25 protein-coding genes are annotated in these 21,849 nt (G+C 65.3%); 13 read left to right on the forward strand and 12 right to left on the reverse strand.

All coding sequences use genetic code 11. From position 1 onward, the window contains the following. Positions 1 to 7: 7 nt before the first annotated feature. Positions 8 to 391 carry a nuclear transport factor 2 family protein gene (locus QDT69_RS24105; protein ID WP_279708955.1) on the reverse strand — a complete coding sequence of 128 codons (384 nt, stop codon included), beginning with the start codon at positions 389 to 391 and terminating at the stop codon, positions 8 to 10. Between the two features lie 135 nt (positions 392 to 526). On the opposite strand from QDT69_RS24105, the gene QDT69_RS24110 reads away from it, so the two are divergent. Beyond that, on the forward strand, positions 527 to 1,483 hold the full coding sequence (locus QDT69_RS24110) for a LysR family transcriptional regulator (protein ID WP_279708957.1): 957 nt from the start codon (positions 527 to 529) through the stop codon (positions 1,481 to 1,483). 14 nt (positions 1,484 to 1,497) lie between these two features. On the opposite strand, the gene QDT69_RS24115 is transcribed toward QDT69_RS24110, so the two are convergent. Together QDT69_RS24115 and QDT69_RS24120 are read right to left on the reverse strand one after the other, a co-directional pair. Continuing rightward, a complete protein-coding gene (locus QDT69_RS24115; RefSeq protein ID WP_279708958.1) occupies positions 1,498 to 2,466 on the reverse strand; it encodes a DMT family transporter in 969 nt (322 codons plus the stop codon). 281 nt (positions 2,467 to 2,747) lie between these two features. Next, a complete protein-coding gene (locus tag QDT69_RS24120; protein ID WP_074128511.1) occupies positions 2,748 to 3,593 on the reverse strand; it encodes a metal-dependent phosphohydrolase in 846 nt (281 codons plus the stop codon). Positions 3,594 to 3,726: 133 nt separating this feature from the next. On the opposite strand from QDT69_RS24120, the gene QDT69_RS24125 reads away from it, so the two are divergent. Next, positions 3,727 to 4,128, forward strand: coding sequence for a DUF1330 domain-containing protein (locus tag QDT69_RS24125; protein WP_279708959.1), 402 nt, complete (start codon positions 3,727 to 3,729; stop codon positions 4,126 to 4,128). 118 nt (positions 4,129 to 4,246) lie between these two features. Here the strand turns inward: QDT69_RS24125 and QDT69_RS24130 are convergent, their stop codons facing one another. Further along, positions 4,247 to 4,873, reverse strand: coding sequence for a TetR/AcrR family transcriptional regulator (locus QDT69_RS24130; protein WP_279708960.1), 627 nt, complete (start codon positions 4,871 to 4,873; stop codon positions 4,247 to 4,249). 75 nt (positions 4,874 to 4,948) lie between these two features. Here QDT69_RS24130 and QDT69_RS24135 point away from each other — a divergent pair, with 75 nt between their 5' ends. After that, positions 4,949 to 5,353, forward strand: coding sequence for a hypothetical protein (locus tag QDT69_RS24135; RefSeq protein WP_279708961.1), 405 nt, complete (start codon positions 4,949 to 4,951; stop codon positions 5,351 to 5,353). A 164-nt stretch (positions 5,354 to 5,517) separates the two neighbouring features. Here the strand turns inward: QDT69_RS24135 and QDT69_RS24140 are convergent, their stop codons facing one another. The 5 genes from QDT69_RS24140 to QDT69_RS24160 all read right to left on the reverse strand — a co-directional run bounded on the left by QDT69_RS24140 (position 5,518) and on the right by QDT69_RS24160 (position 10,299). Next, positions 5,518 to 6,672 (reverse strand): alpha-hydroxy acid oxidase, encoded by a 1,155-nt coding sequence (locus QDT69_RS24140; RefSeq protein ID WP_279708962.1) that lies wholly within the window; start codon positions 6,670 to 6,672, stop codon positions 5,518 to 5,520. Between the two features lie 107 nt (positions 6,673 to 6,779). Continuing rightward, positions 6,780 to 7,589 (reverse strand): MlaD family protein, encoded by an 810-nt coding sequence (locus tag QDT69_RS24145; RefSeq protein ID WP_279708963.1) that lies wholly within the window; start codon positions 7,587 to 7,589, stop codon positions 6,780 to 6,782. A gap of 81 nt (positions 7,590 to 7,670) precedes the next feature. After that, entirely contained in the window at positions 7,671 to 8,600 is a 930-nt protein-coding gene (locus tag QDT69_RS24150) for a DMT family transporter (protein ID WP_279708964.1), read from the reverse strand. A gap of 180 nt (positions 8,601 to 8,780) precedes the next feature. Beyond that, complete coding sequence (locus QDT69_RS24155; protein ID WP_279708965.1) at positions 8,781 to 9,167, reverse strand: hypothetical protein; 387 nt, start codon at positions 9,165 to 9,167, stop codon at positions 8,781 to 8,783. Positions 9,168 to 9,525: 358 nt separating this feature from the next. Further along, on the reverse strand, positions 9,526 to 10,299 hold the full coding sequence (locus QDT69_RS24160; RefSeq protein WP_279708966.1) for a LuxR family transcriptional regulator: 774 nt from the start codon (positions 10,297 to 10,299) through the stop codon (positions 9,526 to 9,528). Between the two features lie 80 nt (positions 10,300 to 10,379). On the opposite strand from QDT69_RS24160, the gene QDT69_RS24165 reads away from it, so the two are divergent. Genes QDT69_RS24165 through QDT69_RS24175 form a run of 3 tightly spaced genes read left to right on the forward strand, consistent with a single transcriptional unit; the run spans position 10,380 to position 12,617 of the window. Further along, positions 10,380 to 11,057, forward strand: coding sequence for an acyl-homoserine-lactone synthase (locus QDT69_RS24165; RefSeq protein WP_279708968.1), 678 nt, complete (start codon positions 10,380 to 10,382; stop codon positions 11,055 to 11,057). After that, complete coding sequence (locus tag QDT69_RS24170) at positions 10,996 to 12,360, forward strand: cytochrome P450 (RefSeq protein WP_279708969.1); 1,365 nt, start codon at positions 10,996 to 10,998, stop codon at positions 12,358 to 12,360. The genes QDT69_RS24165 and QDT69_RS24170 overlap by 62 nt, the downstream gene beginning before the upstream one ends. 38 nt (positions 12,361 to 12,398) lie before the next feature. After that, the gene (locus tag QDT69_RS24175) at positions 12,399 to 12,617 is read left to right on the forward strand and encodes a hypothetical protein (RefSeq protein ID WP_279708970.1); all 219 of its coding nucleotides are present in this window, start codon (positions 12,399 to 12,401) and stop codon (positions 12,615 to 12,617) included. Between the two features lie 46 nt (positions 12,618 to 12,663). Here QDT69_RS24175 and ybaK read toward each other — a convergent pair whose 3' ends face one another. After that, positions 12,664 to 13,146, reverse strand: a complete 483-nt coding sequence (gene ybaK / locus QDT69_RS24180; RefSeq protein WP_279708971.1) for a Cys-tRNA(Pro) deacylase — start codon at positions 13,144 to 13,146, stop codon at positions 12,664 to 12,666. Positions 13,147 to 13,501: 355 nt separating this feature from the next. Here ybaK and QDT69_RS24185 point away from each other — a divergent pair, with 355 nt between their 5' ends. The 5 genes from QDT69_RS24185 to QDT69_RS24205 all read left to right on the forward strand — a co-directional run bounded on the left by QDT69_RS24185 (position 13,502) and on the right by QDT69_RS24205 (position 19,225). Beyond that, positions 13,502 to 14,794 (forward strand): adenylosuccinate synthase, encoded by a 1,293-nt coding sequence (locus QDT69_RS24185; RefSeq protein WP_279708973.1) that lies wholly within the window; start codon positions 13,502 to 13,504, stop codon positions 14,792 to 14,794. A gap of 35 nt (positions 14,795 to 14,829) precedes the next feature. Next, positions 14,830 to 16,404, forward strand: coding sequence for a hypothetical protein (locus QDT69_RS24190; RefSeq protein WP_279708974.1), 1,575 nt, complete (start codon positions 14,830 to 14,832; stop codon positions 16,402 to 16,404). 194 nt (positions 16,405 to 16,598) lie between these two features. Then, on the forward strand, positions 16,599 to 17,033 hold the full coding sequence (locus QDT69_RS24195) for a DUF5413 family protein (protein WP_279708975.1): 435 nt from the start codon (positions 16,599 to 16,601) through the stop codon (positions 17,031 to 17,033). A gap of 174 nt (positions 17,034 to 17,207) precedes the next feature. Continuing rightward, positions 17,208 to 18,830 carry an inorganic phosphate transporter gene (locus QDT69_RS24200; RefSeq protein WP_279708976.1) on the forward strand — a complete coding sequence of 541 codons (1,623 nt, stop codon included), beginning with the start codon at positions 17,208 to 17,210 and terminating at the stop codon, positions 18,828 to 18,830. Positions 18,831 to 18,856: 26 nt separating this feature from the next. Further along, complete coding sequence (locus QDT69_RS24205) at positions 18,857 to 19,225, forward strand: cyclic nucleotide-binding domain-containing protein (protein ID WP_146993002.1); 369 nt, start codon at positions 18,857 to 18,859, stop codon at positions 19,223 to 19,225. Between the two features lie 256 nt (positions 19,226 to 19,481). Here the strand turns inward: QDT69_RS24205 and QDT69_RS24210 are convergent, their stop codons facing one another. Then, positions 19,482 to 19,727, reverse strand: a complete 246-nt coding sequence (locus QDT69_RS24210) for a hypothetical protein (RefSeq protein ID WP_279708977.1) — start codon at positions 19,725 to 19,727, stop codon at positions 19,482 to 19,484. 43 nt (positions 19,728 to 19,770) lie between these two features. Next, positions 19,771 to 20,013, reverse strand: a complete 243-nt coding sequence (locus QDT69_RS24215) for a hypothetical protein (RefSeq protein ID WP_279708978.1) — start codon at positions 20,011 to 20,013, stop codon at positions 19,771 to 19,773. Between the two features lie 248 nt (positions 20,014 to 20,261). Here QDT69_RS24215 and QDT69_RS24220 point away from each other — a divergent pair, with 248 nt between their 5' ends. Beyond that, positions 20,262 to 21,224 (forward strand): helix-turn-helix domain-containing protein, encoded by a 963-nt coding sequence (locus tag QDT69_RS24220; RefSeq protein WP_279708979.1) that lies wholly within the window; start codon positions 20,262 to 20,264, stop codon positions 21,222 to 21,224. Positions 21,225 to 21,304: 80 nt separating this feature from the next. Beyond that, the coding region (locus QDT69_RS24225) for a DUF4112 domain-containing protein (RefSeq protein ID WP_279708980.1) at positions 21,305 to 21,849 on the forward strand (545 nt) is incomplete at its 3' end.

The following is a 21,849-nucleotide window of genomic DNA, read 5'->3' on the forward strand; positions in this document are numbered from 1 at the left end:
GGATGCGCTACGATCCCTCCGGGAAGACCTGCGCGACGTGAAAAGCCTTGGTGGTGATGAGCCAGCGGCCGTCGATCCGATGAAACACCAGATGGTCGATGAAGCCGGTCTGGCCGTTCCTGATGCGCACCTTGGCGATGGCCAGATCGGGCGCGGTCTGGTCGATGCTGATGATGGCCTCCTCGCGCGGCGATTTCATCGATGCCGGCGACGGACGGCTGCGGATGAAGTCGAGGAATTCCGCGGCCGACCGCACCGTGTGCTTGCCGTCCCGGATGCCGTGCACGATGGAGGCATCGGCAAAGACGTCGTAGAACCGGCTGTCGTTGACGTCATACATCAGGTCGAAATATCCATCGATCGCGGATGCGATGGCCTGGATGTCGCTCATTGCAAATTCTCCTTGGGCGATGACGTGGCGGTGGCCGCACCGGATCGAACCGGTGATCTGCGTCGACAGTGGCCGATATGGTGGCGGAGTGCTACGACTGGACGGTCATCTCTTGGATGACTGAGAGGCATCGGCATGGACGAAGTTGACGGTCGGCTGGTTGGCGGCCTGGTGGTCCTCGCGGCGCTGGCGGATGCGCGCAGTTTTGGCCGCGCCGCCGAACGGCTCGGCATGACGCAATCCGGGGTCAGCAAGGCGATCGCAAAGCTCGAGGCGCGCCTCGACACGCGGCTGGTTCACCGCACGAGCCGCGCCGTCGAGCTCACCGAGGAAGGACGCGCGCTGGTCGAGCGGGTTGCCGCGCATCTGGCCGGGATCGGCGAGGCGGCGGCGGAAACCTCGAAATCGCGCGAAGCGGTCCGCGGCAGGCTGCGGGTCAATGTCGATCCGCTGTTCTCCCGCATGGTGCTATCGCCGAAGCTGAGTGAGTTCCTGCTGCAGAATCCGGGCATGGAGCTGCGTATCGAGACCCGCGACCGGATCGCCGACCTGGTCAGCGACGGTTTCGACCTGGCGGTGCGTTTCGGCGAGCCGGCGCCATCGGCACTGATTGCGCGCCGCGTGCTCGATGCGCGCGTGCTCACCGTGGCCTCGCCGATCTATCTCGCACGACACGGCCGGCCGCTTGATCCACGCGAGCTGACGAGCCGCGACCATCAGTGCATCCATGCAATCGACGCGGCGACCGGGCGTCCCTTCGAGTGGGAGTTTCGGCGCGGCGGCGAGGTCGTGCCGGTCGCGGTCAACGGGCGGCTCACCGTGACCGACTCAGGAACCAAGCTCGGCGCCTGCCTCGCCGGCTTCGGCATCGCGCAGGTGATCGATATCGGGCTCGACGATCACCTCAAGAGCGGCGCGCTGATCGAGCTGTTTCCGGACTGGCCCGACGAGCGGTTTCCGCTCTACGTCTACTACGCCTCGCGCAACCACGTGCCGGCCAAGGTGAGGCGGTTCATCGACTTCATCACGGACACGCTGGCGGCAAAGCCACATTCGCCACGCAAATCCGCCGGGTTGCGCAAGGTGGGCTAGCCAAATCCGCGGCGTCAGCTAGGGCTTCGCCGATCCCTTAGCTGATCCTTGGCTGATCCTTGCCGCGAAGCGATGATGACGCCGGCGAGCACCAGTGCGTAGCCGATCAGGTGAAACGGCGCGAGCGTCTCGCCGAGCAGCAGGATCGCCATCGCCGAGCCGAACACCGGCACCAGATGGAAGAACGGCGCCGCGCGGTTCGGGCCGACCAATGCGACGCCGCGGTTGAAGAACAGGTAGGCGAGCGTGGACGGGAAGATCAGCGTGTAGCCCAGCGTTGCGAACGTCAGCAGGTCGAGCTTCAGCGTCACGCCATTGGCGAATTCCCAGATAGCCACCGGCAACAGCATCAGCGCACCACAGCAGGTGGTGAACGAGATCAGCGAGAGCTGATGGATTTTCGGCCGCCGCGGGATCAGCGCCGAATAGAGCCCGAACGACACCAGCGAGGCGCCGAACATGATGTCACCGCGATTGAAGCTGATGCTGGCGAGCGCCGAGAAGTCGCCGCGCAGGATGATGGTCAGCACGCCGGCCAGCGAGATCGCGATGCCGGCAAGCTGCGCCGGCGTCAGCCGGACGCCGAACAGGACCAGCGACCACAGCGCCACGAACAGCGGCCCGGCTGACTGGATCAGCAGCGCGTTCAGCGCCTCGGTGTACTGCATCGCCCAGTAGGAAATCGCGTTGTTGAACGCGAAGCCGACCGCGGAGAGCAGCAGCATCAGCGGCAGCGCCTTGCGCAGCTTCTGCCAGTCCTCTTTCAGATGCGGCCAGGCGAATGGCAACAGGATCAGGAACACGCCGAACCAGCGGATCGTGGTCAGGGTGACTGGCGGCACATGGCTGCCGACATGCCGCGCCAGCACGATATTGGCAGCCCAGAACAGCGACGTCAGGCTGAGCAGCAGATAGGGCTGGTTGTTGAGCCAGTGCAGCGGGGTGCGGCGCGGGGTTGCGGCAGGTGCGGGCAAAGCGGTCATTATCTGGTGGATGTTGTGCCCGAATCCGCCGCCGCGACAAGACGAAAGAGTGGATTGGAGCCATGCGCGCGTGGCCGCAATCGATTGTTCAGACGAACCGCCCGAGATGTCATCATGCGGACGGCGCAACGCCGAATAACAAGACTGTCCCCGTCATCCTGAGGAGCCGCGGAGCGGCGTCTCGAAGGATGCACGGCCCGGCTGGTGGCCGTCGATCCTTCGAGACGGCCGCGGTGCGGCCTCCTCAGGGTGACGGTGATCGTTCGCGCGCGCGGCCCTGCCTATTTCTGTGGTCCGGACAGCGAGATGTCGCGCTCGGCGCGAAACACGTTGCTGTAGAGATTGGCGATCCATTGCCGCCCGCTGGAGGTGATGTTGAGGTGGCGGATCGCCTTCTGCACATGCGGGGCGACGCTGTCCCAGTAGAAGCGCGGATAGAGGTCGACGAGATCGGCCGGCGAATCGTAGCCGAGCTGACGGTTCAGTCCGGCCTCCTCGAATTCGATGTAAAGCGCGTTGGCCTTGCGGATGTAATGGGGGTCGCCGAGCTGGCCGATCAAATCGGCGGCCCGCAGCAGGATGGCCTCCTCTCCGAACTCCTCATTCCCGTCCGGCGCGCTCTGCGGAAAGCGTGTGCCCTCGATGGCGCGCGCGATGCGCTCCTTGTCGAGCAGCGCGACGCCCTTGAGCCGCTCCATCACGAAGATCTTGGAGCGGTCGACGTGATAGGACATCAGCGCCGCATCCGACGAGCCGCGCGGCAGGATCACCTTGCGACCATCGGCAGCGACCAGATAGCCGTTCTGGTCGTCGGCATCGAACAGCCCGCGCACATAGCCGATATCATGGGTCAGGCAGGCGATGATGACGTGAGCATAGTCCTCGGCGCTCATGTGCGAGTGCAGCGCGCGGCCGCGCAGGATGTCGTGACCGGCGAGCGTCACCAGCATGGTGTGCTCGACATTGTGGTAGAGCGCGTCGCTGTTGCCGATGCATTCGATCGCGATCCGCGCGATCGAGGGCACCATCTCCACCAGCTGGGTCTGCGAGGAGCCGAACCGGCGCTGCATGTATTCGCCGAGGAATTTGCCGAGCGCGTCGGCCGCAAGTTCGGGAAGGGTCATCACGGCATTGACCTCCGAGATCGGGTGGCGAGCTTACGGCCTGCCAGCATTTCAGGGTAGTCCGACGATGTGACATAATCGTTGCGGCCGGACCGACCCGGCCCGGACTGATGCGACCTTGTGTGGGAGCTGGTGGATGGGTGTCGATCTCCTGAACGTCAAAGGCCTGAGCGAACTGGATCAAGCGGCTCCCGTCGTGATGGTCAATCTGATGCGATTTCGGCAGCGCTCGCTCGACGGCGACGGCTCGGGCTGGGATGCGTATCTGCGCTACAGCGCGCTCACCGTCCCCATGATCAAGGCGCGCGGCGGCACGCTGCTCTGGACCGGCAGCGCCGAGGCGGTCGCGCTCGGCGAGCCGGCCGGCCAGCGCTGGGACTACCTCGCGCTGGTCTATTACCCGAGCGTTGCGGCCTTCCTCGACATGATGACCTCGGCCGACTACGAAAACCGCTGCGACCCGCACCGCCGCAACGGCTGCGAGGAGCACGTCATCATCGCGACGCGCGAGGCCTACAGCAAGTTCAAGCTGGGGTGACTGAGCCGCTTGCCTAAGACGTTATCCGTCACCCTGAGGAGCGCGAAGCGCGTCTCGAAGGGTCGACGGCCCGACTGTGGCCGATTCATCCTTCGAGACGCGCGCCAAAGCGCGCTCGTCAGGATGACGGGTTTGAGAGCTTAAGCGGCTGCAGCGCCGCGTGGCAGGCCGTCTGCACCAGCCGGCAGACCTCATCCCGCGACCGCCCGGCGGCGCTCAGCGATGCGAAGGTCGGATAGCTGGTCAGCGCGAAGATCAGGTCGACGGCATCCTTGCGGGCCTGCGGCGATGCCTGCTTGGCCGCGATGCGGTCGATCAATGCGGTGACGCCGCGGCGGCGGCGCTCATTGCGCTCGCGCACCGCTTCGGCGAATTCGGGATCGGTCGCCATCGCGTCGTGCAGGCGCCCGACCGCGGAATCGCGGTTCCAGAATCCGCAGAAGATCTCGACCATGCGGTCGAGCGCGGCGTGTGCATCGGCCATCGCCATGGCGTCGGCGAGCTGATGCAGGCCGCCGTGGCGCGCGATCTCGTCGAACACGGCCTCGAGCAGTCCGCGCCGCGAGCCGAACTGGTTGTAGACCGTCAGCCGCGTCACGCCGGCCGCCTTCGCCACCGTATCCAGCGAGAAGCGCGCGATGCTCTCGCCTTCGCGCAGCGTGCGCGAGGCGGCCTCGATCACGCGCTCGCGGGTCTCGGCGGCGGCGGCGCTGCGCGCCGGGCTCACATAGCTGCGCGGCGGCATCGGTTTGCCTTGCTTTCGTCGGATTGATTATACATTATGTATATCTAATTTCCAATGCCCATTTGGAGCAACGTCATGCAGACTGCCCTCATCATAGCCTTGTCCCTTCACGTCCTGTCATCGGTGTTTTGGGCCGGCTCCAGCTTCACTTTGGCACGCACCGGCGGCCTTGGTGGCGAAAGGCTGCTGGGCCCGCAAATCGGCGCGGCGACGGTTGCGATCGCGACCGGCGCCACGCTGTGGCGCCTGGTCCATGAAGGCTCGTTCGCGCTGTCGGAGCAGATTTTAGCCGGTGGCGCGATCGCCGCATTGGCCGCGATCGCCGTGCAGATCATCGTCGGCGGCGGCGCTGTCAGGCAGCTCCGCAATGGTGTGACCGATCCGTCTGCCGCACGTTCGCGGCTCGCCGTCGCCCAGCGCATCGCCGCCGGGCTGCTCGCGATCACCGCGCTCTGCATGGGCGCGGCGCGCTACGCGTGACTTTTTCCTACCTCTCCCGCTTGCGGGGGAGGTCGCTGTGCCCGAAGGGCGCAGCGGGTGGGGGCTCTCGCCACCCAACGATTCGCTCGCAAGCGGAGACACCCCCACCCCAACCCTCCCCCGCAAGCGGGAGAGGGGGCAGTCCCGTTGCGGATGCAACTTCTCTAGAACTTCCGCACCAGGTCCGGCGTGATCTCCTTCAGGCTGCGGATGCCGAGCAGCGCGAGGTCGCGGTCGATCTCGGCGTGCAGCAGCGAGATCGCGCGCGACACGCCGGCCTCGCCCGCGACCACGGCGCCATAGAGGAACGGACGGCCGATCCAGACGAAGTCCGCACCGAGCGCCAGCGCCTTGATGACGTCGGTGCCGCGGCGGATGCCGCCGTCCATCATCACCGTCATGTTGCCCTTCTGCGCGGCGATCTCCGGCAGCGTGCGCAGCGCGGAGACGGTGTAGTCGAGCTGGCGGCCGCCATGGTTGGAAACCATCACGCCGTCGCAGCCGTGCTCGCGCGCCAGCCGCGCGTCCTCCGGTGCGATCAGCCCCTTGACCACGAGCTTGCCGGGCCAGCGCTTGCGGATCAGCTCGACATGCTTCCAGGCGAGCTGGTCGCGGCTGCCGATGTTGCGCATCAAGTTCTTCGACAGCACCGGCGGGCCCTGCTTGGCGTCCATGTTCTCGAAATGCGGCATGCCGTGATTGAACACGGTGCGCGCCCAGGTGTTCAGCAGCCAGTCCGGATGGGTGATGGTGTCCCAGAACACCCGCGGCGTGATCTCGAGCGGCACCTGGAAGCCGTTGCGGATGTTGTTCTCGCGGTTGGGCGGCACCGGCACGTCGGCGGTGACGACGAAGGTGTCGTAGCCGGCCGCCGCGACGCGATCGACCAGCGGCTCGATGCGCTCGGGGAGGCCGGCGAGATAGGCCTGATACCAGACCTGCTGATTGGCGGCGCGGACGTCCTCCAGCGTAATCAGCGAGGAGGCCGAGAGGATCATCGGGACGTTGGCGGCGGCCGCGGCGCGCGCCAGCACGATGTCGCCGCGATAGGCGCACAGCGCGGACGAGCCCATCGGCGGGATCCCGAACGGCGAGGCGTAGGTCTTGCCGAACAGCGTCGTGGTCTGGTCGCGGCCGGAGACGTCCTGCAGCACCCGCGGCACGAAGCCGTATTCGTCGAAGGCCCGGCGATTGTCTGACCGTGCCGTGTCGGTCTCGGCGCCGCCGGAGATGTAGCCGTAGAGAAATTTCGGCAACAGCTGCCGCGCCCGCGGCTCGAAATCGTCGAGCGTGAGATAGCGGCGCAAATGCCGGGGCACGGCGCTCGTCGCGCGGTTGACGGTTGCGGGAGGCGGGGAGGGCGCTGCGGTCCGGTCGTGCACGTTGGGCGTTTCCGTTGTTCTTGGTTCTTGGTTGGGGCCCGACGTTAGCGCCTGCCGCCGCGCCCGGCAATTTTCTCGTTGAACGCGTTGACGGACTGGCTGACGTCGACGAGCGTCTTGCGGGTTTCGGCGATCATCGTGCCGGACTTCTTGTCGAAGCTCTGGATCAGCTCGCGCAGCGAGATCACGGTCGGCAGCAGCTCGCCGCCATATTTGTCGCTGCCGAAACTCTTCAGGAACTTGTCGGCCGAGGCGAGCTTGGCGTCGACCGTGCTGATGCCGTCGTCGGCGGCGTCGATGAAGCCGGCGATCAGCTCGCCATTGCCGGACAGCGAGTTGGTGAAGTTCTCGAGCCCGAGCAGCGAGTCCTTGATGTCGGCCTCGTTCTCGGTGATGACGCGGTCGACATTGCGCAGCGCGACGCGCAGCTTCTCCTGGATGCCCATCGTGCCTTCGGCGTCGGCCGTCAGCTCGGGAATGCCGTCGGCGCCGACCGCAGGCGGCGGCGCATCGTCGGTGCCGCCGGTGAAGGAGATCGAGGCGATCCCGGTCAGGCCCTGGAATTCGAGGCCGGCCTGGGTGTCCTTCTTGATCGGGGCGTTGCCCTCGATCCGCGTCATCGCCACCACGCGGTGCCGGTCGAGCCGGATCGAGACCACCTCGCCGATCCGCACGCCCGCGAAATTGACACTGGCGCCGCGGCGCAGCCCCGATGCCGAGCCCTCGAACACGACGCGGAACGGTACCATCCGCTTGATGCCGGCATAGCGCTGATAGCCGAGCCAGCCGCCGAGCGAGCCGGCGATCAGGGCCAGCGTCAGGGTGCCGATCACGAGATTGCTGGCGCGCGCCATGCGTTTGGGACCTGTCCGCGAAGCAGATTGCAACAGATAACGGATTTGCCGCCGATAGTCACCGCGCCTCGGGCAGCGGGATCAGGCCGCCGACTGCTTCCGCGAAGCCGCGAACACGCCGGCCAGCACCAGGGCAAAGCCGATGAAATGGAAGGCCTGCGGATGCTCGCCGATGAACACGATCGACATGATGGTGCCGAACACCGGAACCATGTGGAAGAACGGCGCGGCGCGGTTGGCGCCGATCAGCTGCACACCGCGGTTGAAGCACAGATAAGCCACCGTCGAGGGGAACACGGCGACATAGAACAGCGACAGCAAGTTGTTGGCCGTGAGCTGCATCACCGGACGCGCGCCGAGTTCCCAGATCAAGAGCGGGACCAGCAACAGCGCGCCGCAGCCGAAGGTGAAGGCCGCGACCGAGAGGCCGTGGATCTTCGGCCGCTTCAGCGTCAGCACCGAATACAGCGCGAAGATCACCAGTGCGACGATGAAGATCAGGTCGCCCTTGTTGAAGTCGATCTTCGACAGTGTCGTGAGGTCGCCATGCAGCAGGATGACCAGCACTCCGCACAGCGACAGCAGGACGCCGCAGAGCTGCGCCAGCGTCAGCCGTGTGCCGAGCAGGATCAGCGACCACAACGCAACGATCAGCGGCGCTGCCGATTGCAACAGCAGCGTGTTGAGCGCTTGGGTGTACTCGAGCGCCCAGTATTGCAGCGTGTTGAAGGCGCCGATGCCGGTGACCGACATCAGCACCATGATGCCGAGATTGGTGCGGATCGCGGGCCAGTCGCGGACCAGGTGCTTCCAGGCAAACGGCAGGATGATCAGGAATGCCGCCGACCAGCGCAGGAACGACAGCGTCACCGGCGGAATGTGGCCGGCGGCGAGCCGGCCGACGATCGCATTGCCGGCCCAGCACATCGCGGTGATGCACAGCAGCAGATATGGCTGGTTGGCGATCCAGGAGCTGGACGCGGGCGTTGCGGTGGAGTCGGAGGCAGACATGCGATGAGGCCCGGGTTCACAACGCCGTGGCCCGCCCGGCTGCTGTCGCCGGGCCGGTATGGATTTCCCCGGCCCTTTTCACAGACACGGATTCCGCCATTCCATCAATGGGGATGGACGCATCGCGACCATGCGCGAAGGCCCCCTTCCGGAAGACCCCCCGCACTTTCCGGATCGTGTCTAGCCGCCCTCCGGCGGAGTGGTCTGGCGCTTGACGATCTGCTCGGCAAGCTCGATCAGGATCCGCTTGGTGTCGGGGTCCTGCACGTCGCGGAACACCCGCAGCATGCGCAGTTCGAGCAGAGATTGTAGCGATTCTGCCGCCTGGCCGGTCTGTGTCGGCGCTGTCGTGGCAGGCCGGCGATTGAGCATGTCGGCGGCGATCCCGAGCATCTCGGCGACGGTCGCCAGGCGGCCGCTATCGACCTTCACCGTGCCGTCCACGCTGTTCTTTTGTAAGGAGGCGCCCGAGCACAGGATCTCGGCGAGATCTGCCTGGGACAGTCCGATTGCGCGCCAGCGCGCCTGCACCAGTTGATTGATCTGGTCGTCCTGCGATGTGCTCATGGTGCGCTTCGGCGATCTCCAGCTACGTCCGTCGACAGCATGTCCGCGACAATGATTGGTAGCAAATGGAACCGTGGTTCGTCGCGACGGGACTTTTACGGATCAGCCGGATCGACCAATGGTCCCGCTGCACCGGGCAGGCTCTGCGATGCGCACCCGTGGTCCGAGATGCCCGCATTGGCGTCATCCGGCTCTGATCTTCTTATCAAGACCGTGCGCAAATGCAATCTAGGGGCGACGGCTGCGATAAATCCAACCCGGATGTGTGACCTCGCCACATATCGCGGCGCTTCCTCCGAACGCGGCGCCATGGGCACGGCAGCGGCCCCAAGCGCGCCGCGATCGCGCGCGGCACGGCTCACAAGTCGATGATCCCGAGCGCGATGCTCTTCGCCACCCCGTGCGTCTTGTTGGATGCCTCGAGCTTGCGCAGCGCCTGCTTGATGAAGCCTTCCACCGTCTCCGGAGAAATACCGAGGATCTGCGCGGTGTCGGCCACGGTCTTGCCGCGCGCCGCCCAGGCGATCACTTCCTTCTCCCGCCCCGTGAGCTTGATGGTTTCGGCGGCGTCGGCGGGCTTCAGGATGGTCGGCGCGTTGCGCTGGTCGCGGTTGACGATGTCCATCGCCCGCTGCACCCAGTAGATCATCAAGAGATGCAGTTCATGCCGATGGCAGATGAACAGCTTGTCGAAGTCGCGCGGCTCGTCCTCCCAGAAGAACACCGTCGAGCTCGAATGCACGGCGCCGAGCCGGTCGCGATAGTGGAAGGGCACGACGAAGCCCTGGCGGAATCCGTGATCCCGCGCGGCCTCCATCATCTTCAGCTCGGGCGGACGCTTGCGCCCTTGCCGCTCCGGCAACTTCAGCTCGCCCCAGTGAAACGGCGTGTTGGTTCGCCGCACCCGCGTCAATGCCGGATCACAATGAACGAAGTCGTTCTGGATGTAGGCGCGCTCCCAGGCTGGAGGATAGGTGCCGGTATGGTAGGGCAGGTCGAGCTCGGGCCGCCCCGCATCGATGAAGGCGAAGCCGGAGAAGCCGTAGTTCTGGATGACCCGGTGCAGCGACAGTCGAAGCTCGTCGATCGTGCCCGACGCCTCGATGCTCGAAATCGCTTCTTCCAGGACCATTACTAAAACCCCCGGTTTTCGGGGGTACCACAATTAAGCCTTTTTGTCCCAGATGCCGACGACATCTGGAGGCGGAGGGAATGTCGCAGCATTGGGGGGAATACCACGCGCTCGTCACGACCGAAGAGCGCTATCCGGCACATGTTCAGGCGATGCTGAGGCTGCGCAAGCGGCTGTTCGTCGATCATTGCGGCTGGCTTCTGACCACGACCGGCGACGTCGAGCGCGACCAGTTCGACGTCTGGTATACCGAACACTGCCTGCTGTTTCTCGGTTCGGAGCTGATCGGCGGCTTCCGCGCCATCCGCACCGACTATCCCTATCTCACCAGGTCGGTCTTCCCGCAGCTCGCGCAGCGCCGCTTTCCGAGCCGCCGTGACGCCTGGGAGATCAGCCGGTTCGGGGTGCTGCCGGGGGCGGCAACCGCTTCGGCCGCGCGCGCCAACTATGCGCTGATGTTTCGCTTCGCCGAGCTGCGCGGCGCGGCGGCGCTGGTGGCGATGGCCGACCTCACCTATGAGCGCTTCCTCGCGCGGATGGGCATCCGCACCCACCGTTACGGTCCGCCGCAGGTGATCGGCAACGACCGCTACGGCCGCCCGCTGACGGCGCTCGCCGGCGAGATCCCGCTCGATATCGCCGGCAATCCCGGCCTGACCAAATTCCTCGACCTTGGACGGCAATTGGAGATCCACGATGCCACACATGTTCTCGGACGTTCGAGCGTTTCGGAGCGACCCGCTCAAATTCCTGCTTGAGCGCGGCAACGCGTCGCCGCTCGGGCTGGTGCCGCTCCATCTCGGGCCCGCGCCGGTCTTGCTGGTGAATGATCCTGATCTGATCCGCCCGATCCTGAAGGCGCCGGAAACCGACGTCGGCAAGGGCCGGCTGATCAAGAAGCTTTCGCCGGTGCTCGGCCAGAGCTCGCTGATGCTACATGGCGACGAGCACAAGCGGCGCCGTGCGGTGCTGCACAAGCACATGGCCAAGGGCAGCGTCGAAAAATACCTGCCGCAGATGTGCGCCGAGATCCGCGCGGTCGGTGCGCGGCTGGCGCGGCTCGGTGCGTTCGATCCGCATCGCTTCACCGCGACGCTGGCGCTGCGCACGATCTGCATCGCCGTGTTCGGCGCCCAGGTCATCTCGTCCGGCGACGAGGAGGCCCTGGTGCAGGCGGTCGGCACCATCGAGGATGATCTGGCCGACGAGATGTTCCGCGTGCTGCCGCTTGGACCGGTGTCCTGGTATCGCAGGCGGCAGAACCGGATTTGCGCCAAGCTTGCGATGTCGACCGTGGTGCAGCGGCTGCGCAGCAGCGCCGGCTCGACCAGTGCGCTGCGCGATCTCGAAGCGCTCGGCCTCAGCGATCGCGACCTGCACGACGAAATTCTCACGCTGCTGCTGGCCGGCCACCACACCACTGGATCGACCGCCGCCTGGGTGCTCTATCACATGGCGGCCGATCCCGCGCTGATGGACGAGATCGCGGACGAGGCCGCCGACTGCATCGGTGACGACGGCGAATTGCGCGTCGATGCCGTCAGGCGTGCGGATGTCAGCGCGACCCTGGTCAAGGAGGTCTGCCGGCTCTATCCCAGCGCCTGGTGGTTCTCGCGCGAGGTGATGCAGCCGGTGACGATCGGCGGGCGCGACCTCAAGGTCGGCACCTCGCTGTTGCTGTGCCCCTGGCAATTGCAGCGCGATCCGAGGCACTTCGATGAGCCCGACCGCTTCCTGATGACGCGGCGCTACAACACCGACGCCTACATCCCGTTCGGCGCCGGTCCGCGCGCCTGCGCCGGGATGGGGGTTGCGATGCTCGAGCTGCAACTGCTCGCGCTCGAGATCGCGGCGGCCTATCGCTTCACCGGGGTCAGTCCGAATCCGGCGCCGTGGCCGAAAGCATCGGTGACGCTCGTGCCGCCCCCCATGACCATCGACATCGAAGTCCGTGAGATCCGCTCGCGCATCCCGCATCTCGGCGAGGAAGCCGAGCAACTGCCCTACATCCCAGCCGCCAGCGCGGCGTCCATCAGCACACTGCAATCGGTATCCCAATGACAACTCAGATAACAACGGCCAGCATCGGGCAAAGGGCCATGGATCAAGTGCAAGTGCGCAGTTTGCGCGACGTCATCGCGGTGTTGATCGAGCAGCGCAACATCGTGCGGGCGGCCAATGCGAGCTTTGCCGCGCATCTGCTCGACCTCGCGATCATGCAGCTCAGGCTCAACGTCAACGATATTTCGGCAGAGGAATTGACCGGCCTATCCGACTTCGTTGGCGCGGAGTTTGCCAGGGACAAATCCTCGCATTGATTGCGGCAGTCGGTCCGAGGAATCAGTCTCGGGATCAGCCTTGGGATCAGTCCTGCGTCGCCACCAGCGCCTTCATCGAGGCGCCGGCGGCAAGCGCGGCGTCGTTCGGATCGATCTCGATCTGCAGGCCGCGCTGGCCGCCATTGACGAACACCGTGACATGGGTGAGCGCAGTCTCGTCGATTGCGGTCGGCACTTTCTTTTTCTGGCCGAACGGGCTGATGCCGCCGACATGATAGCCGGTCAGCCGCTCGGCATCGGCCGGGCGCATCATCTTGGCCGACTTGCCGCCGAGTGCCGCGGCGAGCTTCTTCATGCTGACCTCGCAGTCGGACGGCACCACGGCGCAGACCGGCTTGCCGTCGACCTCCGCCATCAGCGTCTTGAGCATGCGGTTCGGGTCGACCCCGAGCGCCTCCGCCGCCTGCAGCCCGATGCTCTCGGCATTGGAATCGTAGACATAGGTGTGAAGCCTGAAGGCAATGCCTAGCTTTCGCAGCGCCATCGTCGCTTGTGTCGAATTGGGCATGGGCCCCGCCGGTTAACCCAGGTGAATGATCGCCGCAATTGGAGCTGCGATCAATCAGCAAGCACGGCTGGCGTCACGTGGCCGTAACATTAAATTCGCGCCAGCCCGGCCGGCGCAGCCGGGCGCAGGATGGAATTTTCAGGGGATATCAAAGGGTTGTAGCTCGTCTAAAAGGCGTAAATGACCCCGTTCTTGCTTGCGCAGCCGACCCGCTTCCGTTATCCGGTAGGCGCCTTGCGTGCGCGCGGCCGGGCGCCGTGATTTGGGCTGGGCATATCAATGCATGATCGCTGTGGGCGGACGCGTTTTCGCCGTGATCATGGTCTCTGAAACACCTGAAGGGAACATCTTCGCAATGGCCAATGTTGTCGTCGTCGGCGCCCAATGGGGTGACGAGGGGAAGGGCAAGATCGTCGACTGGCTGTCGGAACAGGCCGACATCGTCGTGCGCTTCCAGGGCGGCCACAATGCCGGCCATACGCTCGTGATCAATGGCGAGACCTACAAGCTGGCCCTGCTGCCCTCCGGTGTGCTGCGCCCGAACAAGCTGGCGGTGATCGGCAATGGCGTGGTGTTCGATCCGCAGGCCTTCCTCGACGAGGTCGCCAAGCTGAAGGGGCAGGGCGTCGCAGTCGGACCGGACAATCTGCGGATCGCCGAGAACGTCACGCTGATCCTGCCGCTGCACCGCGAGCTCGATTCCTTGCGCGAATCCTCCAACGCCATCACCTCGATCGGCACCACCCGCCGCGGCATCGGCCCGGCCTATGAGGACAAGGTCGGCCGCCGTGCCATCCGCCTGATGGACCTCGCCGACCTCGACACCCTGCCGCACAAGATCGACCGCCTGCTGGCGCACCACAATGCGCTGCGCCGCGGCAACAATCTGCCGGAGATCGAGGGCAACAGCATCCTGGCCGAGCTGTCGGCGCTGGCGCCGAAGCTTCTGCCCTATGCCGAGACGGTGTGGCGGCTCCTGGACCTCAAGCGCCGCGAGGGCAAGCGCATCCTGTTCGAGGGCGCGCAGGGCGCGCTGCTCGACGTCGACCACGGCACCTATCCCTACGTCACGTCGTCCAACACGGTGGCGGCGCAGGCCGCGACCGGCACCGGCCTTGGGCCCGGCGCCGTCGGCTATGTGCTCGGCATCTGCAAGGCCTACACCACACGGGTCGGGCAGGGTCCGTTCCCGACCGAGCTGAACGACGAAATCGGCGAGGAAATCGGCCGTCGCGGCAAGGAATTCGGCGTCAACACCGGGCGCAAGCGCCGGGTCGGCTGGTTCGACGCGATGCTGGTGCGACAGACTGTCCGGACCTGCGGAATTGCCGGGCTGGCGCTGACCAAGCTCGATATTCTCGACGGGTTCGACAGCATCAAGGTGTGCATCGGCTACAAGCTCGACGGCAAGGAAATCGACCATCTGCCGGCGGGCGAGGGCGCGCAGGCCCGCGTCGAGCCGATCTACGAGATCATAGAGGGCTGGAAGCAGCCGACCGCCAACGCGCGGTCCTGGGCGGACCTGCCGGCCCAGGCCATCAAGTATGTCCGCCGGGTCGAGGAACTGGTGGGGTGTCCGATCGCTCTGCTGTCCACCAGCCCGGAACGTGAAGATACTATTCTGGTACAGAATCCGTTCGAGGCTTAACGGGATATTACCTATATCCCTCCAATTGTGTGGAAATGGCTGACTACTACCCGCTGATTGCCCGTGCCATCGCCGGATTGGACCCCAACGCCCCCGGCGAAGCCCGCCGTGCGCTGTACGCGCGGGCGCGCACGGCGCTGATTCAGCAGCTCCGCGGCGTGCAGCCGCCGCTCTCCGAGTCCGAGATCACCCGCGAACGGCTGTCGCTGGAAGAGGCGGTTCGCAAGGTGGAGTCCGAGGCCGCGCAGCGCGCCCGCGAGGCCTCGCGCCCCGGCGGCGCCGCCCGCAGCAGCGACCCGTTGCGCCGTGCCAATCCAAGGCCGCCGGAGGCAAACGCAAGGCCGCCGGAGGCAAACGCAAGGCCGCCCGAGGCCAATGCCGCCGACACGGCCTCGCGCCCGCGGCCGCCGGCCGAACCGCGCCCGCCGCGCAATTTGCGCCCCGACGCGCCGCCGCCGGTCCCGCCGCGGCCGCAGAATCCGCCGGTTCCGTCCGCTCCCGATTCCCAGGCCCGGCCGGCTCCGCCGCGCCGTGGTCCCGAAGGCGCGCCGCCACCGGCCGCGCCGGGCGTGCGCGGCTTCCGCGACATCACCGCCGACGCCGACGATCTCGGCCGTGCCGCGGCGCAAGCCAGCCGCAACGCGCGCAAGACCTACGCCAACGTACCGTCGCCTTCGCCGGAATTCGACCGGCTCGAGCCGAGCCTGGAGAACCGCGGCGGCGATCCCGAGGCGCCGTACTCCTACGACGAGTCGATCGAGGAGGCGGAGCGCTACACCCCGCAGCAGCCGCCCCAGGCGCCGCGGTCGCGGGTCGGCAACGCCGATCGTGAGCCGAAGCAGCCGCGCGTCGGGTCGATGTTCCCGTTCAAGACGGCGATCGTGATCGGCATCCTGCTGATCCTGGTCGGCGCGGGCATCCTCTGGGGCAAGCCGGCCCTGACCTATGTCAGCACCCTGTTCAAATCCTCCGCTCCGGTCGAGGCGCCGAAGGACGCTTCGGCTACGCCTTCGAGCAAGAAGATCACCGACCGTGTCGGTCAGCCCTCGTCGGGCGAGCCGGTCGCTCCGGTGGCGCAGCGCGTTGTGCTGTATGACGAGGACCCGTCGGATCCGAAGGGCAAGCAGTATGTCGGTTCGGTGGTCTGGCGCACCGAGCAGGTCAAGGGATCCGGCAACCAGAAGCCTGACATCGCCGTGCGCGCCGACATCGACATTCCCGATCGCAAGTTCAAGATGACGATGTCGTTCCGCCGCAACACCGATTCATCGCTGCCGGCGAGCCATACCGCGGAATTGACCTTCATCCTGCCGCAGGATTTCGCCAATGGCGGCGTCGGCAACGTGCCGGGCATCCTGATGAAGTCCAACGAGCAGGCGCGGGGCACGCCGCTTGCCGGCCTCGCGGTCAAGGTCACCGACGGCTTCTTCCTGGTCGGCCTCTCCAACGTCGACGCCGACCGCTCGCGCAATCTGCAGCTCCTGAAGGAGCGCTCCTGGTTCGACGTGCCGCTGGTCTATACCAACCAGCGCCGCGCCATCATCGCGATCGAAAAGGGCGCCCCCGGCGAGCGGGCCTTCAACGACGCCTTCGCGGCGTGGGGTGAGTAGCGGCCACGACGCTCACCCCGGTCTCACGATGTCATAGTCCGGCTCTGTCCGGGCGATTCCGTGTCGCAGCAACATCAGCGGTTGTTGCAGCGCGCTCGATGCGAACCTTCGGAACATTGCCGGGCGCTTTCGATTTTCCCTAGAACCGTTGCGCGGCTGCGCTACACTCGCCTGACGTCGGGCAAGGGCACGCCATGAAACGCTATCTGATCTTCGCAGCCGTCGGGCCATTCATCGGCGGCTTCCTGCTGCTGCTCATGACCACCTATCAGTCCGGCTACTGGACCGAGACCAATGGCGGCGAGGTGGCGAAGCTGTTCGTCGTGTTCGTGAAGTCGCTGCAATACAACTATCTGTTCGGCATCGTGCCGTCGCTGATGTTCGGCGCGATCGACGACATCCTGATGCATGTGCGGCGGATCTCGCCGCTGGCGCGCATGCTGATCGTCGGTGCGGTGGGGTTCGTGGGCGCGGCGCTGGCCTACGCCTCGCACGGCTCCGAAAGCGGCCCGGTGCAGTTCGTCCTCTACGGGTTGGTCGGTTTCATCCCGGGCGTGATCACGTCCTGGCTCGCCCACAAATATGCCGAAGAGCTGCACGCGCCGGCGCAGCCCGTATCGCAGCACTAGGGGTACTCCGCCGGCGATAACCTCGCTGTTCGGGTAACCTTATCAATGAATTAGACGCTGGCTGAAAGCCTGGCTGGGCCGCTTTCACACAACTGTCACATGTACGTCATGTAAACGTAGTCCCAATGTCACATGGCCGCTTTTGTCCTCCCGCGGCCATGAGGGGCAAATCGCATGAGCGATGTGGCGTTACCTGGTTCGATCGAGCCCGCGCGGCGCAGGGGGCCCGATCTCGAGAAGGGCTTTCATCCGCTCACCGGCATCATCTATCTCGGCGTGATCGGCGCCGCGCTGCTGTTCGTGGCCTACAGCATCTACGCGGATGTTGGCGCCACGGGCGCCAGCAAGACCTCTTATGCGGCGTTCCTTTTGCTGTTCGTCGCTCTGTTGATCTCGCTCGGCTTCGAATTCGTCAACGGCTTTCACGACACCGCAAACGCCGTCGCAACCGTGATCTACACGCGCTCGATGCCGGCGCATATTGCCGTCGTCTGGTCGGGCCTCTTCAATCTGATCGGCGTGCTTCTCTCCAGCGGCGCCGTCGCTTTCGGCATCGTCTCCTTGTTGCCGGTCGAACTGATCCTTCAGGTCGGCAGCAGCGCCGGCTTCGCCATGGTGTTCGCGCTGCTGATCGCGGCCATTATCTGGAACGTCGGCACGTGGTATTTCGGACTGCCGGCCTCCAGTTCGCACACCCTGATCGGATCGATCATGGGCGTGGGTATATCGAACGCCTTGATGCACGGACGAGAGGGGACGTCCGGCGTGGATTGGTCGCAGGCCGTCAACACCGGCAAGGCGCTGCTGCTGTCGCCGCTGTTCGGATTTCTGCTCGCCGCCATCCTGCTCTACGGGCTCAAGACCGCATTGTTGCGCGCAACGCCGGCGCTGTTCGGCGAGCCGCAAGGCGACCAGCCTCCGCCGTGGTGGATTCGTGGCATCTTGATCCTGACCTGTACCCTGGTCAGCTTCTTTCATGGATCGAACGATGGCCAAAAAGGCATGGGCCTCATCATGCTCATCCTGATCGGCGTGGTCCCGACCGCCTATGCGCTCAACCGCGCGATGCCGGCGAACCAGATCGAGGCATTCACCGCGAATTCGGCTGCGGCGAGCAAGGTCGTCGAGGACAAGGGCGCTGATCGCAAGGTGACCGGCGACCCGCGTCCGGCAGTGACGAACTACATCGCGCTTCGGCAGCTCACCGACGATACCTATCCGTCGCTCGCCGTCCTCGTCCGCGAGATCAGCGACCAGGTCGTTCAGTATGGTTCGCTGGCCAAATTCCCCGCCGAGACCGTTCGCAACACGCGCAACGATATGTATCTGGTGTCGGAGGCGCTTCGCCTGCTTATGAAGAGCAGCGACAACGCGCTGAGCGATGCCGATGTCGCGACGCTCGATCGCTACAAGGGCTCGCTGGATGCCGCCACCAAATTCATTCCGTCCTGGGTGAAGATCGCGGTCGCCATCGCGCTCGGCCTTGGCACGATGGTCGGCTGGAAGCGGATCGTCGTGACGGTGGGCGAAAAGATCGGCAAGACTCATTTGACTTATGCGCAGGGCGCCTGCGCCGAGATCACGGCGGCCGCGACCATCGCCGCGGCGGACGGCTACGGTCTGCCGGTGTCGACGACGCATGTGCTGTCGTCCGGCATCGCGGGCACCATGACCGCAAACGGGTCCGGCTTGCAATGGTCGACGATCCGCAACATCGCCATGGCCTGGGTTCTGACCTTGCCGGTAGCGATGCTGATCTCGGGCGTTCTCTACTTTCTATTCGCGCATTTATTTTAGCCAGAACCGTAGAAAGGGGAATTCGAGTGGCAGATGCAAGCTTCAGCCTTCTGACGGGCAACAGTATCGAAACCCGCCTGGTCCGGGCCGGCGGCGTTATTTTTCGTGAGGGTGAGCAAGCCAACGAGCTCTTCGTGATCAAGAGCGGCTATGTGCGCATTCAGGTCGGCAACAAGACCATGGCGGACCTTGCGCCCGACACGATCTTTGGCGAGATGGCCTTGATCGACAACGAGCCAAGGAGTGCGACTGCCACGGCCCTGACGGATGTCGAACTCGTCCCGGTCTCGGAAAAGCAGTTTCTCTTCCTCGTCAGCCAGACGCCGCATTTCGCCCTCAAGGTGATGAGGACGCTGGCGCAGCGGCTCAGAACCATGAACAAGGGCGTCTACTAAAGCGCGATGAGATTGGGCTGAATCGTCATCGCGCTTTTAGCTCGCTGTTTGAGCATGATCTTTTCGGAAAACCGCTTCGCACTTTTCCGGATCATGCTCTAGGCGAGACGAACAGCGAAGTGCGCCGCCTCCACGCTCGGCGTGAACCGGCGGCCGCTTCGCTCAAAACCGCGCTTCGCCGATCGCCTCGAACAAAAGCGGCGGACGTTTCCGTCCGCCGCTGGCGTGATGCAAAAGGCCTGCGTGCTCAAATTCTTCAGGTGCCGTTGGCGCGGCAGCGGCCGCCCGGGCCGAGATACCAGCCGCGCGGACAGGCGTGCATCCACGGCCGTGCGTAGTTGCGGCGGCAGCCGCCATAGGGACCGCGATGCCAGCCGCCGCCGCAGCCGCCGGTGACCGTGATGACATCGGGATTCTGGCTGGGGGTCACAGGCGCGAGCGGCATAGCGCCGGCGCTGCCGAGCGTGGCAAGAAGGAAGGCGGCCGCAATCAATCTGGTCATGATTATCGTCCTCTGCTGATGTCAAAAGTCATTCGTCAGTGAATTAGCCGCCGCCGGCAAACGCGATGCCGGCGCGCACTTCGCCCATCGCCTGATCGATCAGGCCGAGCGCACGCTCGCGATGGCCGCCCTTGTTCGGCGTTGCTTTGGTGAGTTCGGCGCGCGCCGATTGCAGCATCGCAAGGCTTTCGTCCATGTGCGGCTGGGCGCCGATCGCGTAGCCGATCCCGATGCTGGTGGTGATCGCAACCCCGAGCAACACCTTGCGGATCGCGGAAGTCTTCATCCCATGGTCTCCTCTGGCTGGCCCGCTTGTGTGCGGGGGCTCACTTTGAGCGGTCTCTCCTGGCTGCGAGCCCGGCGCCATCGGTAAGCCCCTCGCGGCACACGCGTCTTGGACTGGGAAGCGCTGGAGAATTCCGGACTTGGACTGTCCGGCGCTGTGCACAGACCGCCGACGAGATGATAGATTTCATCTGCCGTTCATCTGGTGGTGGCCAGATTGCCGGTGCGCACCCTGGTCCTGTCCTTCCGATGTCCGTCATCAAGAAAAGGCTGTCGACCGACATGCTGCCGCCAGGCCTCGGCGAGCGGCAGCGCTACATGTTCTTCGCCGAACTGTTCGAGCATTTCTCCAACACCGGCGAGCTCGACCCGTCACCTGTGGTGCCGTTTCGCGCGACGATGAACTCGATCCATATCGGCACCACCATGCTCGGCCGCTGCAACGGCAGCTTCACCACCGTGCGGCGCGAGCGGCGCCAGGTGCTGGCGACCAATGACGACCGCTACTGCCTTGCGCGCAACACCGGCGACCGCGCCTCGACGGTGACCCATCGCGGCCGCGAATTCCAGATGCGGCCGGGCGCGATGGTGCTGCTCAAGCTGGACGAGCCGTTCTTCACCGCCGACGGTGCGCACCACAAGCGCTTCACCAATGTCCATCTGCCGATGGCGACCTTACGATCCATGGCCTCCGGCGTCGATGATCTGGTCAGCCGCGAGCTCGCGCCGGGCGGTGCGTTGTCGCTGGCGATGGACTATAGCGACCTGCTGCTGCAATCGCCTGACGCCGTCGATGAGGCCGGCTTCGCCATCGCCGCGCACCTGCTCGATCTCGCAGCGCTCGGCCTCGGTGCCCGCGGCGATCTTGCGGCCGCCGCCCAACGTCGCGGACTTCGCGCAGTGCGGCTGAAGTCATTGCTGATGATCCTGGAGAAGCGCTTCACCGAGCCGGATTTCTCCGCACACAAGCTCGCCGCCGCAACCGGCCTGTCGGAGCGCTACGTCAACGAGCTGCTCTACGAGGCGGGGGCCAGCTTCACAATGCGGCTGACCGAACTCCGATTGACCAAGGCCGCCGAATTGCTGATCCATGACACCGAGCGGCGGATCAGTGACATCGCCTTCGATTGCGGGTTCAACGATTTGTCTTACTTCAATCGCTGTTTCCGCCGCCGCTTCGGCTTGACGCCGTCGGCTGCGCGCGGCACGTGATGGCCTTGCGCGTGACAGCCTCTAACGTGACACAGTGGTAATGTGACGCAACTTGAACCGACTGCCTGCGTTACCATGTGATGGCCATGCCCGAGGACGACATCTTCACGCCCCACGCCACGCGATCGCGGCCGCCCTTCGGTGGAGCGCAGGCGCGCGGCAAGGTGATCGATCAGGACGGGCGCGAGCTCTCAGATGGTCCGCTGCATCCGCAGTTCCAAGGCTTTCAGGAAGGCTTCCGCTTCGACTTCCGCAACTCCAGCGCCAATCCGTTCGGCAATCTGACGCGCGAGGAACGGCTCGCGCGGCTGGAGATGATCGCAAAGCTGCTCGACGTCGTCTTCGTCGTGCCGGGCACCAATGTCCGCTACGGCATCGACGGACTGATCGGCCTGATCCCCGTGGTCGGCGATCTCATCACGACCGCGATCTCGCTGTGGCTGGTGCGCGAGGCCCGGCTGCTGGGTGCGCCCTGGCACATCACCGCGCGGATGCTCGCCAATGTCGCCGTCGACGGCGTGGTCGGCATGGTGCCGGTGGCCGGCGATGCCTTCGACGTCATGTTCCGCGCCAACATCCGCAACGTGCGGATGCTGCGGCGCTGGCTCGACAAGCAGCCGCGGCT

Origin of the sequence: Bradyrhizobium sp. CER78, assembly GCF_029846235.1 — a bacterium.
Lineage (GTDB): Bacteria > Pseudomonadota > Alphaproteobacteria > Rhizobiales > Xanthobacteraceae > Bradyrhizobium.